Below are 13,921 nucleotides of genomic sequence, written 5' to 3'. Positions count from 1 at the left end.
ACTGGGGTACGTGACTGCGAGTCGATCCCAGGCCCTGTTCGAGCGCGCGTCGACGCTGACCCCCGGCGGGGTCAACTCTCCGGTGCGGGCGTTCCACTCCGTCGGCGGCACCCCGCGGTTCATGGTCCGCGGCGAAGGCCCGCACCTGTGGGACGCCGACGGCAACCGGTACGTCGACCTGGTGTCGTCGTGGGGTCCGATGATCCTCGGGCACGCCCACCCCGCCGTGGTCGAGGCCGTGCGGTCCGCCGCCGTCCACGGGCTGTCGTTCGGCACGCCGACCGAGGGTGAGATCGACCTCGCCGCCGAGATCGTCGACCGGGTCGAGCCGGTCCGCCAGGTCCGCCTGGTCAACTCCGGCACCGAGGCCACGATGAGCGCGATCCGCCTCGCCCGCGGCTTCACCGAGCGCCGCAAGATCATCAAGTTCGCCGGCTGCTACCACGGCCACGTCGACGCGCTGCTGGCCCAGGCCGGCTCCGGCGTCGCCACGCTGGGCCTGCCGACCTCGCCCGGCGTGACCGGCGCGCAGGCCGCGGACACGCTCGTGCTGCCCTACAACGACATCGAGGCCGTGCGCGCGGCGTTCGCCGAGAACCCCGGCGAGATCGCCTGCGTGATCACCGAGGCCGCGGCGGGCAACATGGGCGCCGTCGCACCGCTGGCGGAGTTCAACCAGGGCCTGCGCGACCTCTGCGACGCCGAGGGCGCGTTGCTGATCATGGACGAGGTCATGACCGGCTTCCGCGTCTCGCGGGCCGGCTGGTACGGCTTGGAGCGCGTCCGCGGCGACCTGTACACGTTCGGCAAGGTCATGTCCGGTGGGCTGCCTGCGGCGGCGTTCGGCGGCCGCGCGGACGTGATGGCCAGGCTTGCTCCCTCCGGCCCCGTCTACCAGGCCGGCACGCTGTCCGGTAACCCCGTCGCCGTGGCCGCCGGTCTCGCGACGCTGCGGGCCGCCGACGAGGCCGTCTACCAGGCGCTGGACCGCAACGCGACACGCCTGGGCGCCCTGTTCACCGCCGCCCTGACCGAGGCCGGCGTCGAGCACCGCGTGCAGTTCGCCGGGAACCTGGTGAGCGTGTTCTTCGGTTCTGAAGAGGTGACGGACTACGCGGGCGCGCAGGCGTGCGAGACGTGGCGCTTCCCGCCGTTCTTCCACGCGCTGCTCGAACGCGGCGTCTACGCACCGCCCTCGGCGTTCGAGGCGTGGTTCGTCAACGCCGCCATGGGTGAAGAGGAGTTCGCCGTGATCGCCGACGCGCTGCCGCACGCGGCCCGCGCCGCCAAGGAGGCCCGCAAGTGACCAGCACCGTCGTCCACCTGCTCCGCCACGGCGAGGTGCACAACCCGACCGGCATCCTGTACGGCCGCATCCCCGGCTTCAAGCTGTCCGAACGCGGCCAGAAGCAGGCGCTGACCGTGGCCGAGCACCTCGCCGACCACGACATCGTGCACGTCGTCGCCTCACCGCTGGACCGCGCCCAGCAGACCGCGGCACCGATCGCCGACTCGCACCGCCTGGAGCTCGCCACCGACGAGCGGCTGATCGAGGCCGACAACCAGTTCGAGGGCCTGAAGGTGTCCGTCGGCGACGGCGCCCTGCGCTCCCCGGAGCACTGGCCGAAGCTCGTGAACCCGTTCAAGCCGTCCTGGGGCGAGCCGTACATCGAGATCGCGCACCGCATGCTCGGCGCCATCCAGCGCGCCCGCGTCGAGGCCGAGGGCCACGAGGCCGTCTGCGTGTCGCACCAGCTGCCCATCTGGACCGTCCGCCGGTTCCTGGAGGGCAAGCGCATGTGGCACGACCCGCGCCGCCGCGAGTGCTCGCTCGCGTCGCTGACCTCGCTGCACTTCGACGGCGAGCAGCTGGTGCGCATCAGGTACTCCGAGCCGGTCGGCGCGACCAACCCGCGGGTGACCGGCGCATGAAGCGGCTGCTCGTGTTGCTGCTGCTGGTCTCCGGCTGCACGGTCGGCAAGGACGCGGCCCAGATCGGCGGCGGCGACTTCTACCTCGTCGCCCCCGGCGGCCAGGTGAAGCTCCGGTTCGCGCCGGAGGAGCGCAAGCAGCTCAAGGGGCTCGAGGGCGAGTCGCTGCTGGAGCCCGGCAAGACGGTCCGGCTCTCCGACCACGCGGGCAAGCCGGTCGTGATCAACATCTGGGGTGCGTGGTGCGGGCCCTGCCGCACCGAGGCGCCGGAGATGCAGAAGCTGTTCGAGTCGGGGACGCAGGTCATCGGGGTCGACGTCAAGGAGACGTCGCCGGATCACCCGCGCGACTTCATGAACGACCGCAAGCTGACGTACCCGTCCATCTACGACCCGTCCGGGCGGAGCTTCATCAACGTGTTCAAGGGGTTGTCGCCGAACGCCGTGCCGTCGACGTTCGTCGTGGACAAGGAGCACCGGGTGGCCGCCGTGTTCCTGCTGCCGGTGCTGGAGTCGGACCTGAAGCCGGTGGTGGAGGAGTTGGCGAAGGAGTGAGTCGGGGCCGGGGCTGGTTGTGTGCAACGCCTTCGGCGTTTCGGGGGGACTCCGTCCCCCTCGACCCCCTGACAACTGATCAAAGACTGGCCAGCGCCGTGCGTGGGTAGATGGCACGCCTGGTGCTTTGGGCGGCTTGCTGTTGCGTTGGTGCTTGCGGGCGGTTCGTTCGAAAAGACGGCTCGGGCCTGCGGCCCTCGATACCTGGACAGCCGGGCCTTCGGCCCTCGATGGCGGGTGCGGCCGGGGCCTTCGGGGCCCGATCACCCCGCTGGCGGTGCCACGGGAGTGTTCAACGACGGGATCTTCGCCTTGAACGCCCTGACCATCGCGTCCCGGCCGATCGAGTTGAACTCCTTGCCGAGCGTGCGCATGATCGAGTTCGCCGTCGGCCGGTACAGGCCGTTCTTGTAGTACCGGGCGCCCTCGACGGCGCCGATCACGCCGCCGTCCGGGGAGGGCTGGCCGAGGTAGGACGCCCACTTCAGCGCGCCGGTCGGGTCCTTCGTCACGTTGATCTCGCGCGGTTCGGTGCCGGTGTAGGTGCCGTACGGGTAGTCGTACTCGTCGGCGAGGCCGCCGATGGAGTGGCCGAGCTCATGGATGGCGATCTGGCCCGCCTGGGCGTTGGAGCCGGCCGCGGTGGCCACGGAACCGCCGGCGCCGCCGTACTTCGCGGTGTTGCCGAGGGCGATCACCTGGTCGGCGGCCGGTGCGAGGGCGGCGAACTGCTTGGCCTTGGTCTCGTTCACGCAGAGCAGGCGTTCGGTGTTGGCGTCGCGGCCCTGGCACCAGAAACCCATGTCCAGCGCGGTGTTCTTCTCGACGCCCCTGGCCGGGTCGTTGTCCACACCGGACTCGGGCGAGACGACGTTGACCTGCCAGACGTTGAAGTAGTCCTTGTAGGACGCGAACGGCTCCACGGCGGACAGTTCGGTCCACTTGCTCAGCACGTTGGCGGTGTAGGTCTCCAGGTCGGCCTCGGTGTAGCCGTCGCCGACGAAGACGAGGTCGAAGCGGTCGGCGGAGTCGCCGGTCACCTGGACGCCGACGACGTCGGTCGCGGCGAGGGTCCGCAGGTCCGAGGATCTCTCCTTCGGCGCCCGCGGGGTCAGGGCCTGCGTTATCGAGCCGTCCTCGTGGAAAACCTCGCGCCACTCCATCGCGGGCGCCGCGCCACCGGCCGGTACCTGCGCGAAGAGAGCGAGGGCGGAGACCGTCAACGCGGGGAGGACCAGCCGGGAACGTCGCATGTGATGACGCTAAGCACACATGATGTCACCCACAAGGCGGCAATCGTCGGCACTTCCGGCCCAGCCGCCTGGCGGGAAAGGTGACACCGGTCGTGGCGTGATCTGGGCAACTACCTACCCTGAGGTGTGTGAACCCCACCGATCTGGCGATCTCCGGGCCGTTGCTGCTGGCCACCGGGGTTGCTCTGCTCGCCGGGTTCCTCTCCTTCGCTTCCCCGTGCGTCGTGCCGCTGGTGCCCGGCTACCTGGCGTACCTGGCCGGGCTGGTCGGTGCCGAGGCGCCGCGGGTCGACGCGGACGAGCCGGCCAAGGCGGGGCGGTGGCGGGTCGCCGGTGCGTCGCTGCTGTTCGTGCTCGGGTTCACGGTGGTCTTCGGGCTGGCGTCGATCGCGGTGCTCGGGGCGTCGCAGGCGTTGTTCCTCAACGCCGACCTGTTCCAGCGCGTCGGTGGCGTGGTCACGATCCTGATGGGGCTGGTGTTCCTCGGGCTGGTGCCGCAGCTGCAGAAGGACGTGCGGTTCCACACCAGGCCCAGGGCCGGGCTGGTCGGGGCGCCGTTCCTCGGCGCGGTGTTCGCGCTCGGGTGGACGCCGTGCCTCGGTCCGACGCTCGCCGGGGTGCTCGCGGTCGCGCAGAGCACCGACGTCGGGTCGATGACGGCACGCGGTGTGGTGCTGGTCCTGGCCTACTGCCTCGGGCTGGGGCTGCCGTTCGTCGTGCTGGCGCTCGGGGCCCGGTGGGCGCTGGGCGTGACCGGCTGGCTGCGCAGGCACGCGCGGCAGGTGCAGATCTTCGGTGGCGTGCTGCTCATCCTCGTGGGCATCGCGCTCGTCACCGGGCTCTGGGGTGAGTTCGTCGGGTGGCTGCGCTACTCGTTCGTCGACGTCGTGGAGTTGCCGCTCTAGTGATCGCCTTCCTGCGCAACACGTGGCGCGGCCTCACGTCGATGAGGACCGCGCTGACCCTGCTGTTCCTGCTCGCGCTCGCGGCCATGCCCGGCGCGTTGCTGCCGCAGCTGTCGTTGAACGCGGCGAAGGTCGACCAGTACGTCCGCGACCACGGCTGGTGGGGCGAGCTCCTGCAGAAGCTCGGCTTCTTCGAGGTGTACGCGACACCGTGGTTCGCGGCCATCTACCTGTTGCTGTTCACCTCTCTCGTGGGCTGCCTGCTGCCGCGCACGGTCGAGTACTTCAAGCAGATGCGCGCGAAGCCGGTGCTGACGCCGCGCAACCTCTCGCGCATGCCGCACCACGCGCAGGCCGAGCTCGACATCACGCCCGACGAGGCGCTCGGCCGGGCGAAGAAGGCCATGCGCGGCTGGCGGATGGAGACCGGCGAGGGCACGGTCAGCGCCGAGCGCGGGTACCTGCGCGAGACCGGCAACCTGGTCTTCCACTTCGCGCTGCTCGGCCTGCTCGTCTCGTTCGCGCTGGGCAAGATGTACAACTACGAGGGCCAGGTCATCGTCCAGGCCGACGGCGGCCAGTTCTGCAACGGCGGCATCTTCAACTACGACCAGTTCCGGCCCGGCCTGCGCGTCGACGGCACGGACCTCACGCCGTTCTGCGTCGAGATCGGCAAGTTCTCCGCGGAGTACCTCGACAACGGCCAGCCGGTCGGCTACCGGGCCGACATCCGCTACCAGTCCGGCGCGGATCTCGCCACGAACACCTGGCGGCCGTACAACCTCCAGGTCAACCACCCGCTGCGGACCAGCGGCGACCGGCTCTACCTGCTCGGCCACGGCTACACGCCCACGTTCACGGTGACGTTCCCGAACGGCCAGAAGCGCACGCAGGGCATCCAGTGGCTGCCGACCGACCAGCGCACCCTGGCCTCCGAGGGCGCGACGAAGTTCGACCCGCCCGGCGTGCTCGACTCCGAGCAGCGCCGCAAGAACCAGATCGCGGTCACCGGTCTGCTGGCGCCCACGCCGTTGCTGCACGGCAACATCCTGAACTCGAAGTTCCCCGAGCTGAACAACCCGATGGTCGCCGTCGACGTGTACCGCGGCGACCTGGGCGTGGACGACGGGCGCGGTCAGTCGATCTTCTCGATCGACCAGAAGCTGGTCGAGCAGGGCCGGCTGCAGAAGGTCGCCCGCAAGAACCTCGCGCTCGGCGAGGAGATCACCCTCGACGACGGCACCAGGGTCAGGTTCGACTCGGTCAACGACTGGGTGTCGCTGCAGGTCTCGCACGACCCGACGCAGGGGTACGTGCTCGTGTTCGCGCTGCTGATCATCCTCGGGCTCGGTGTCTCGCTCACGGTCAAGCGCCGTCGTGTCTGGGTGCGTGCGACGCCGCGGCCGGACGGGCGTACGTTGGTCGAGGTCGGTGGCCTCGCCCGCACTGATCAGGCGGGATACGGCGAGGAGTTCACGCGGCTGGCCCGCGCGGTGTTGATAGGGGAGAAGTCCTGATGCCGGTTGACGAGACACTCGCGACCTACAGCGACTGGCTGTACCGCAGCGCGCTCGCGGTCTACTTCTTCGCGATGGCGTTCTACCTGGTCGAACAGGCCTTCACGCGCGCGCCGCGCAAGGCCGAAGCGCTGGTGGGCGCCGGTGCGCCGATCACCGGGCTGACCGACGAGCCGGAGCAGCGCGAGGTCTCGCGCCCGGAGCGGTTCGGCCGCATGGGCGCCGCGCTGACCGTGCTCGGCGCGCTGCTGCACCTGGGTTCGCTGGTCATGCGCGGCCTGTCCGCCGGGCGCGCGCCCTGGGGCAACATGTACGAGTACATGTCGCTGCTGTGCCTGGCCGCGGTGGTGGCGTGGATCGTGCTGATGGCGAAGTTCCCGATCCGCCGCCTCGGCGCGTTCGTGCTGGTGCCGATCTGGGTCCTGCTGTTCCTCGGCGGCACGGTGCTCTACGCCGAGTCCGCGCCCGTGCAGCCGGCGCTGCGCTCGTACTGGCTCGTCATCCACGTCTCGGTGATCTCGATCTCGTCCGGCATCCTGCTGATCCCCGGCATCGCCTCGATCCTCTACCTGCTCAAGGACGGCAGGGACGACCGGCTGCCGAAGCTGCCCTCCGCCGACGTGCTCGACCGGATGGCCTACCGCACGACGGTGCTGGCGTTCCCGCTGTTCACCGCGGGCATCATCTGCGGCGCGATCTGGGCGGAAGCGGCGTGGGGCCGGTTCTGGGGCTGGGACCCCAAGGAGACCGTGGCGTTCGTGTCGTGGGTGGTCTACGCGGCCTACCTGCACGCGCGGGCGACGGCCGGCTGGCGTGGCCGCGGGGCCGCCTGGATCAACGTCGGCGGCTTCGCGCTGAACGTGTTCAACCTCTTCTTCATCAACTTGGTCACCAGCGGGTTGCATTCGTACGCGGGTCTCTAACGAGTTGGCACCCACGTCGATGGAACCGATGCCGGTTGCGTACCGTCGCAACCTGGGGGTCGGGGAGGTCTCGATCCTCCTTGCTCAGGGAGGGCCACAGCGGTGACATGGCAACCACCGGGTGAGGAACAGGGCCCCGGCCCGCAGTACGTCGACCCGCAGACGGCATACCTCGACCCGCAGCAGTCCGGTCCGCAGCAGATCAGCGGCCAATCAGGTCCCTACCCCGTCGCCGGTGGCCAGTCAGGTTCGTACCCGGTGCCGGGAGCGTCCGGCCCGTACCAGGTGCCCGGCGGATCGGGCCCGTACCCGGTGCCCGGTGGTCAGTCCGGTGCCTACCCGGTGCCTGGTGGTCAGTCCGGCGCCTACCCGGTGCCCGGTGGTCAGTCCGGTGCCTACCAGGTGGCCGGCCAGTCGGGTCCGCACCAGGTGGGCGGTGGGCCGTCCGGTCAGCACAACACGGCCCAGTACGGCCAGTTCGCCGGCCAGCAGTACCCGAACAACTTCCCGCAGCAGCCGTACCGCTCGCAGGCCCAGGAAGTCTCGTCGCAGCAGCTGATCAAGAAGGAGAAGCGCCCACCGGCCTCCGGCTGGCGCAAGTCGCTGCACTCGATGACCGGCGGCCTGGTCAACCTCGGCGAGAGCCCCGCGGACCTGCGCCGCCGTGAGCTGATCGCGCGGATCAACCAGCCGCTGCGCGGGTGCTACAAGATCGCGATGTTGTCGCTCAAGGGCGGCGTCGGCAAGACCACGACGACGACCACGCTGGGCTCGACGTTCTCGTCGCTGCGCGGCGACCGGGTCATCGCGGTGGACGCGAACCCCGACCGCGGCACGCTGGCGTTGAAGATCCCGCGGGAGACCACGGCGACCGTGCGGCACCTGCTGCGCGACTCCTCGCGGATCACGAAGTACAGCGACGTGCGCGCGTACACCTCGCAGTCGCCGTCACGCCTGGAGGTCCTCGCCTCTGAGCAGGACCCGGCCGTGTCGGAGGCGTTCAGCGAGGACGACTACCGGCGCACGGTGACGTTGCTGGAGCACTTCTACAACATCGTGCTCACCGACTGCGGCACCGGTTTGATGCACTCGGCCATGAAGGGCGTGCTGGACGAGGCGGACTCGCTGGTCCTGGTGTCGTCCGGTTCGGTGGACGGCGCGCAGACGTCGGCCGCCACGCTCGACTGGCTGGAGGCGCACGGCTACGGCGCGCTTGTCGCGAAGTCGGTGTGCGTCATCAACTCGGTGCGGCCGAAGTCGGGCAAGGTCGACCTGGACAAGCTCGCCGCGCACTTCGCGCAGCGCTGCCGGTCCGTGGTGCGCATGCCGTTCGACGCGCACCTCGAAGAAGGCGCCGAGATCGAGCTCGACAAGCTCGCGCCGGAGACGCGTCTGGCGCTGCTGGAACTCGCCGCCGTGGTCGCGGACGACTTCCCCAACACCTGACGCGGAACGCGAGCTCACGCGAGAGGGGCCCCGGTGTGCTGGGGCCCCTTTTCGTTCACTCGTCGCGCTTGCGCTGCTCGTCGAGCTTGCGCAGGAACTCCGGGTCGTCGTCAGGTGCGATCACCTTGCGGCCCGGGGTGTACTCCGAATGCTGTGGGGCGAACGCTCGCCACACGAGCACAGCCACGGTGAGCGCACCGATCACCGCCAGCAGGTAGATCATCTGGTCGCCACCTCCCTTTGCCACGAGATTACCCGCGGCACAGGTTTACTACGGGTTCAGTGGCGAACGGGTTCAGTTGCCTCGGTCGTGAGCTCCGTGAGCAGTGCCTTCACCTCGGTCTCACGGAACCTGCGGTGTCCTCCAGGGGTGCGGATCGAGCCGATACGGCCAGCGGTCGCCCACCGGGTCACGGTCTTCGGGTCGACCCTGAACAGGTTGGCCACTTCCCCAGGCGTCAACAGGCGCTCGGTCGCTGCAGCAGTCACTACTGCCTCCTCAGATCAGACGTTCCGGTCTGATCGTGGCATCTCACCCGTCAGGTACTCGAACGCTTGTTTTTTGGTAAAGAGGTAGTAATGGGACGAGGTGCGCGTATCGGACAGTGCTTGTGGCGCTCGCTCCGCTCGCGCGGCGGGTTCGCCGGGAAGCCGGTCATCCGGCCACCGCTTCGTCGTGGATTGGGCTTCGCCGAATCCACGACGAAGGGGTAACCGGACGACCGGCGCGAACCCGCAGGTGCTGGTCGGCGCGAAGCCGTGGGGCATGTGATCCCCACGCGTCCGCTCCTGTCGTGCGAAAGCTCCCCGCGTGGCACGACGTGTGACCGGGACGACGTGTACGCGTGTGCAGCGCCTAAGGTGTCCGCGTGGATGCACTTGATCGTCAGATCATCGCCGCGCTGCGTGCCAACGGTCGGGCCACTTACGCTGACCTGGGACGACAGGTCGGGCTCTCGGCCTCTGCGGTGCACGAGCGGGTCGGCAAGCTCGAGTCGGCCGGCGTGATCGTCGGCTATCACGCCGTCGTCGACCCCAGCTCGGTCGGCCTGGGCGTGACCGCGTTGATCGGCATCCACCCCACCGACACCGCGGACGACAACGAGGTCGCGGACGAGCTGGCCGAGCTCATCGAGGTCGAGTCCTGCTACCGGGTGGCGGGCGACGAGTCGTTCATCGTCAAGGTCAGGGTGGCCACGGTGGACGACCTGGAGAAGTCGCTGGGCCGGCTGCGGCGCATCCCCGGCGTGGCGCGGACCCGCACGACCGTGGTGCTGTCCACCCGTTTCGAAGGACGGCCGAACACCTCCGACGAAGGCGACGTAACCTGAACGGGTGCTCGCTCGAGATGTGACCCTGTACGTTCTCGCCCGCTTCGGTCTCGTCGCGGTGGTGACGGGCGCTCTCATGCTCTTCAACGTGCCGTTCCTGGTCGCCTTGGCGGTCGGTGTGGTGGTGGCGCTGCCCGCGTCGTTGTTCGTGTTCAAGGGGCTGCGCGAGCGCGTGGCGGCCGGTCTGAACGCGCGTGACGCCGTCCGCAGGGCCGAACGGGACAAGCTGCGCGCCGAGCTGCGCGGTGATGAGGGCCCTCTCACCCGGGCGTGACGGCCGGGCGCGGATATCGTGCCCGCTGTGAGCACTTCTGTAGACCGATGTTGCAGCAGGACCAGGCACTGGGTGTGCGAGGCCGTCGGGATCATCGAGGCGGACGCCAACCGCAGCGCGGACACGCACCTGCTGCGCTACCCGCTGCCGCTCGACTGGGGCATCGACCTCTACCTGAAGGACGAGTCGACGCACCCGACCGGGTCGCTCAAGCACCGGCTGGCGCGGTCGTTGTTCCTCTACGCGATCTGCAACGGCTGGGTGACCGGCGGCACGCCCGTGATCGAGGCCTCGTCGGGCTCGACGGCGGTGTCCGAGGCCTACTTCGCGCGGTTGCTGGGGCTGCCGTTCATCGCCGTGATGCCGCGGTCGACGTCGGCGGAGAAGGTCGCGCTGATCGAACGCCAGGGCGGCCGCTGCCACTTCGTGGACGAGCCGTCGGCGATCTACGACGAGTCGCGCCGGCTCGCGGCCGAGCTGGGCGGCCACTTCATGGACCAGTTCACGCACGCCGAGCGCGCGACCGACTGGCGCGGCAACAACAACATCGCTGAGTCGATCTTCGAGCAGATGCGGCTGGAGCCGTCGCCGGAGCCGGAGTGGGTGGTCGTCGGCGCCGGGACGGGCGGCACGTCGGCCACCATCGGCCGGTACATCCACTACCGCAAGCTGAACACGCGCCTGGCCGTGGTGGACCCGGAGCACTCGGTGTTCTTCGACGCGTGGCGCGACGGCAACCCCGGTCTGGTCGGCACCCGCGGCTCGCGGATCGAGGGCATCGGCCGTCCGCGCGTCGAGCCGTCGTTCGTCGGCCAGGTGATCGACCGGATGATCAAGGTTCCGGACGCGGCGTCCGTGGCGACCATCCGGCACGTCGAGGACCTGCTCGGGCGGCGCGTCGGCGGCTCCACCGGCACGAACCTGTGGGGTGCGTTCCAAATCGTGGCCCAGATGCGGCAGTCGCGGACCCGCGGGAGCGTGGTGACGCTGCTGTGCGACGGCGGCGAGCGTTACGCCAACACCTACTACGACGACTCATGGGTAGCCGCCCAGGACATGGACCTCGCCCCGTGCCTGGACCGGCTGAACAACTTCCACCGCACGGGGAACTGGTGACGAGAGCGCTGCGTCACAGCGTGACCTGAGCACCTTGAGTCCGAGGGGGACCGCCGTGGCGCTGTTTTCCACAGACGCTGCCGAACTGCGCGCGTACGCCGAGTACCTGCGCACGGAGGCCAGCGAGTTCGAGACGATCCGCAAGTACGTCCACGCCACGGCCTGCGACAAGAGCGGCTTCACCGGCCTGCTCACGTTGTTGCAGCCCGGCGTGGACCTCGTGCGCTCGCTCTTCGACGAGACGCTCGACTTCGGAAAGTCGAAGCTGGAGGGCACCGCCACCGGCGTGGAGGCCACGGCCGCCGTCTACGAGCAGGTCGAGATGGCCCAGCGGAAGATCTTCGAGGGCCTCCTGCGATGACGACCGCGTACTCCTCGCCGCGCCCGGTCTCGGGCTCGCTGCAGCAGCCGGAGGTCGACAGAGCCGCGCTGAACGACGTCCTCCAGGACCAGGGCTGGGGCGTCCAGGCCGTCAACTGGGTGTTCGAGGCCGTGACCGGCGAGAGCCTGGTCGCCACGATCATCACGCCGATCACCGGCGACTGGACGAAGATCCGTGCCGACGGCGACGCGTGGCGCATGGTCGGCAACGCCATGAACGACATGTCCTACAACCTCACCGACGCCGTCGGGAAGGTGCGCAACTCGTGGGACGGCGAGGCGGCCGCCTCCCACGAGAAGTACATCGCGCTGGGCTGGAAGGCCGGCCTGCTGGCGGAGATGGGCGTCGCCCAGCTCATCGCGAAGGGCTTCGACACGCTCGCCTCCGGCGCCGAGGCGCTGGGCAGGCAGGCCGCACGCCTGCTGGACTACCTGATCAACAAGCTCCTGCAGGCGGCCGCGACCGTCTGGGTCCCGGTGGCCGGCTGGATCAAGGCCGCCGAGATGGTCTGGAACGCCTACCAGATCTACCGCCGTGTCATGGACATCATCGACACGGTCAAGAAGCTCGTCACGGACGTGAAGGCCCTGTTCGACGCCGTCGGCCGGGTCGCCTCCGCCCTGGGCAAGCTGAAGGACGCCGACTCCCTCGCCGAGGCCATGAACGCCACCCAGGAGGTGGCCGAAGGCGCCCGCGACGTGCGCAACAGCGTCCGCGACATCCACGACGACATCTCCGCGGTCAAGGACTCGGCCACCGAGATCGCCGACCGCGGCCGCGACATCGGCTCGACCGTCCGCGAGGTCTACTCACCCTCCGGCGGCGGCGCCGACGGCACCAAGGCCGCCTCCGTCTCGACCCCCGTGGCCGCACCGGTCTCCGCGCCTCCGCAGGTGCACGGCTCCGACACCACCGCCCCCTCCGGTGGTCCCGGCGCCTCCGGCGGCTCAGGTGCTCCCACCGTGTCCGCACCGCCGCCCGTCCGTCCCGGCGGCTCCGGCGGCCCTGCTGCCTCCGCCCCGGTCTCGTCCGGCGGCCCCTCCGCCGGTGGCGCCCCGGTCGTCCGCCCGGACACCACCCACGCCGCCGGTGCCGCACCCGCAGCCGCCCCGCCTGCGCACTCCAGCACCCCGGTCGGCGCCATGCCGATGGGCGCGCCGATGGCCCCCGGCGGCGGCGACACGCAACGCTCCGGCCCCCGGCCCGGCTCCACCGGCACGTCCGGCGCCGCTCCCACCGTGCCCCCGCAGCACCGCCCGGCCGGTGGGTCCGGTTCGGCGCTGCCCTCGCCGCAGTCCGGCTCCGGCCTGCCCTCACCGGCGGGCCACTCCGGCTCTGGTTCGGGCACCGGCACCGGCACCGGCACCGGTTCGGCTTCGGGCTCTGGTTCCGGCGCACGGCCGACGCCGGGTGGCCTCCCGTCGCCCGCGGGCCACGGCTCCGGTGGCTCGGGCCTGCCTTCGCCCGCCGGGCACGGCACGGGTCCGGGTTCGTCCGCAGGCCACGGCACCAGTCCGGGCTCAGGTTCAGCCGCCGGGCACGGCTCCGGCCTGCCCTCGCCCGCCGGCCACGGCTCTCCGGGCTCGGGCTCGCCTTCTCCGGCTGGCCATGGCAACTCGGGCTCGGGTCTGCCCTCTCCGGCCGGCCACGCGCCCGGCGGTCCCGGCTCCGGCCTGCCTTCCCCGGCTGGTCACGGCACCGCGGGTTCGGGCTTGCCCTCGCCCGCCGGCCACGCGCCCGGCGGTCCAGGCTCCGGCCTGCCCTCCCCGGCCGGTCACGGCAACTCGGGTTCGGGCTTGCCCTCTCCGGCCGGACACGGCTCCGGCCTGCCCTCGCCCGCCGGTCACGACACGGGTTCCGGCTCGCCTTCTCCGGCCGGTCACGGCAACTCGGGTTCCGGCCTGCCCTCACCCGCCGGACACGCGCCCGGTGCTCCCGGTTCCAGCCTGCCCACCCCGGCCGGCCACGGCTCGGCCCTGCCCTCCCCGGCAGGCCACGACAGCACCCCGCAGGCCTCCACCCCGACGGACACCCGTCCCCACGACACCCCGACCAGCCCCCGCCCGCACGACACGCCCTCGTCCGGCCCCGCGCCGCACGACCAGCCGACGCCGCGTCCCCACGACACGACCCCCTCGGCCACCCCGCACGACGGCACCACCCGCCCGCACGACGGTCCGCCCGCTCACGACGGCGGCACCCGTCCGCACGACACCACCCCGCACGACCCGTCCGGCCCGCGTCCGCACGACGGCACCGGCACCCCGGCCGACCTGGGCACCCCCGCC

General features: G+C 70.7%; 14 protein-coding genes and 1 pseudogene. 12 read left to right on the top strand and 3 right to left on the bottom strand.

Annotated elements, in window-relative coordinates; genetic code table 11:
• The first annotated feature begins 10 nt into the window (after window positions 1-10).
• Genes hemL through ADL03_RS30510 form a run of 3 tightly spaced genes read left to right on the top strand, consistent with a single transcriptional unit; the run spans window position 11 to window position 2,486 of the window.
• A complete protein-coding gene (gene hemL / locus ADL03_RS30520; protein ID WP_053737039.1) occupies window positions 11-1,306 on the top strand; it encodes a glutamate-1-semialdehyde 2,1-aminomutase in 1,296 nt (431 codons plus the stop codon).
• Window positions 1,303-1,932, top strand: coding sequence for a histidine phosphatase family protein (locus tag ADL03_RS30515; RefSeq protein ID WP_053737038.1), 630 nt, complete (start codon window positions 1,303-1,305; stop codon window positions 1,930-1,932). The genes hemL and ADL03_RS30515 overlap by 4 nt, the downstream gene beginning before the upstream one ends.
• The gene (locus tag ADL03_RS30510; protein WP_053737037.1) at window positions 1,929-2,486 is read left to right on the top strand and encodes a TlpA disulfide reductase family protein; all 558 of its coding nucleotides are present in this window, start codon (window positions 1,929-1,931) and stop codon (window positions 2,484-2,486) included. The genes ADL03_RS30515 and ADL03_RS30510 overlap by 4 nt, the downstream gene beginning before the upstream one ends.
• A gap of 263 nt (window positions 2,487-2,749) precedes the next feature.
• Here ADL03_RS30510 and ADL03_RS30505 read toward each other — a convergent pair whose 3' ends face one another.
• Window positions 2,750-3,739 carry a M64 family metallopeptidase gene (locus ADL03_RS30505; protein WP_053737036.1) on the bottom strand — a complete coding sequence of 330 codons (990 nt, stop codon included), beginning with the start codon at window positions 3,737-3,739 and terminating at the stop codon, window positions 2,750-2,752.
• A gap of 128 nt (window positions 3,740-3,867) precedes the next feature.
• On the opposite strand from ADL03_RS30505, the gene ADL03_RS30500 reads away from it, so the two are divergent.
• The 4 genes from ADL03_RS30500 to ADL03_RS49885 all read left to right on the top strand — a co-directional run bounded on the left by ADL03_RS30500 (window position 3,868) and on the right by ADL03_RS49885 (window position 8,530).
• On the top strand, window positions 3,868-4,644 hold the full coding sequence (locus ADL03_RS30500) for a cytochrome c biogenesis CcdA family protein (RefSeq protein WP_053737035.1): 777 nt from the start codon (window positions 3,868-3,870) through the stop codon (window positions 4,642-4,644).
• A 41-nt stretch (window positions 4,645-4,685) separates the two neighbouring features.
• The gene (locus ADL03_RS30495; protein ID WP_053737096.1) at window positions 4,686-6,161 is read left to right on the top strand and encodes a cytochrome c biogenesis protein ResB; all 1,476 of its coding nucleotides are present in this window, start codon (window positions 4,686-4,688) and stop codon (window positions 6,159-6,161) included.
• Window positions 6,161-7,084, top strand: coding sequence for a c-type cytochrome biogenesis protein CcsB (gene ccsB, locus ADL03_RS30490; protein WP_053737034.1), 924 nt, complete (start codon window positions 6,161-6,163; stop codon window positions 7,082-7,084). The genes ADL03_RS30495 and ccsB overlap by 1 nt, the downstream gene beginning before the upstream one ends.
• Before the next feature lie 102 nt (window positions 7,085-7,186).
• On the top strand, window positions 7,187-8,530 hold the full coding sequence (locus ADL03_RS49885) for an AAA family ATPase (RefSeq protein ID WP_082373603.1): 1,344 nt from the start codon (window positions 7,187-7,189) through the stop codon (window positions 8,528-8,530).
• Between the two features lie 55 nt (window positions 8,531-8,585).
• Here the strand turns inward: ADL03_RS49885 and ADL03_RS48845 are convergent, their stop codons facing one another.
• Together ADL03_RS48845 and ADL03_RS30480 are read right to left on the bottom strand one after the other, a co-directional pair.
• Entirely contained in the window at window positions 8,586-8,753 is a 168-nt protein-coding gene (locus tag ADL03_RS48845) for a hypothetical protein (RefSeq protein WP_086667950.1), read from the bottom strand.
• A 56-nt stretch (window positions 8,754-8,809) separates the two neighbouring features.
• On the bottom strand, window positions 8,810-9,019 hold the full coding sequence (locus ADL03_RS30480; protein WP_053737033.1) for a BldC family transcriptional regulator: 210 nt from the start codon (window positions 9,017-9,019) through the stop codon (window positions 8,810-8,812).
• 380 nt (window positions 9,020-9,399) lie between these two features.
• Here ADL03_RS30480 and ADL03_RS30475 point away from each other — a divergent pair, with 380 nt between their 5' ends.
• From ADL03_RS30475 to ADL03_RS47535, 5 genes and pseudogenes are all read left to right on the top strand, one after another.
• On the top strand, window positions 9,400-9,861 hold the full coding sequence (locus ADL03_RS30475) for an Lrp/AsnC family transcriptional regulator (protein WP_053737032.1): 462 nt from the start codon (window positions 9,400-9,402) through the stop codon (window positions 9,859-9,861).
• Window positions 9,862-9,865: 4 nt separating this feature from the next.
• Complete coding sequence (locus ADL03_RS30470; RefSeq protein ID WP_197288773.1) at window positions 9,866-10,135, top strand: DUF4229 domain-containing protein; 270 nt, start codon at window positions 9,866-9,868, stop codon at window positions 10,133-10,135.
• Window positions 10,136-10,162: 27 nt separating this feature from the next.
• Window positions 10,163-11,251 (top strand): PLP-dependent cysteine synthase family protein, encoded by a 1,089-nt coding sequence (locus ADL03_RS30465; protein ID WP_053737030.1) that lies wholly within the window; start codon window positions 10,163-10,165, stop codon window positions 11,249-11,251.
• 55 nt (window positions 11,252-11,306) lie between these two features.
• A complete protein-coding gene (locus ADL03_RS30460) occupies window positions 11,307-11,612 on the top strand; it encodes a hypothetical protein (RefSeq protein WP_053737029.1) in 306 nt (101 codons plus the stop codon).
• Window positions 11,609-13,921 (top strand): annotated as a pseudogene (locus tag ADL03_RS47535) (hypothetical protein); the annotation flags it as partial. The gene ADL03_RS30460 and the pseudogene ADL03_RS47535, both read left to right, overlap by 4 nt.

Origin of the sequence: Nocardia sp. NRRL S-836 (assembly GCF_001279525.1) — a bacterium.
In the GTDB taxonomy this organism is placed as follows: domain Bacteria; phylum Actinomycetota; class Actinomycetes; order Mycobacteriales; family Pseudonocardiaceae; genus Lentzea.
The sequence above is the reverse complement of the archived record's forward strand: the minus strand, read 5'-3'. Positions and strand labels throughout refer to the sequence as shown.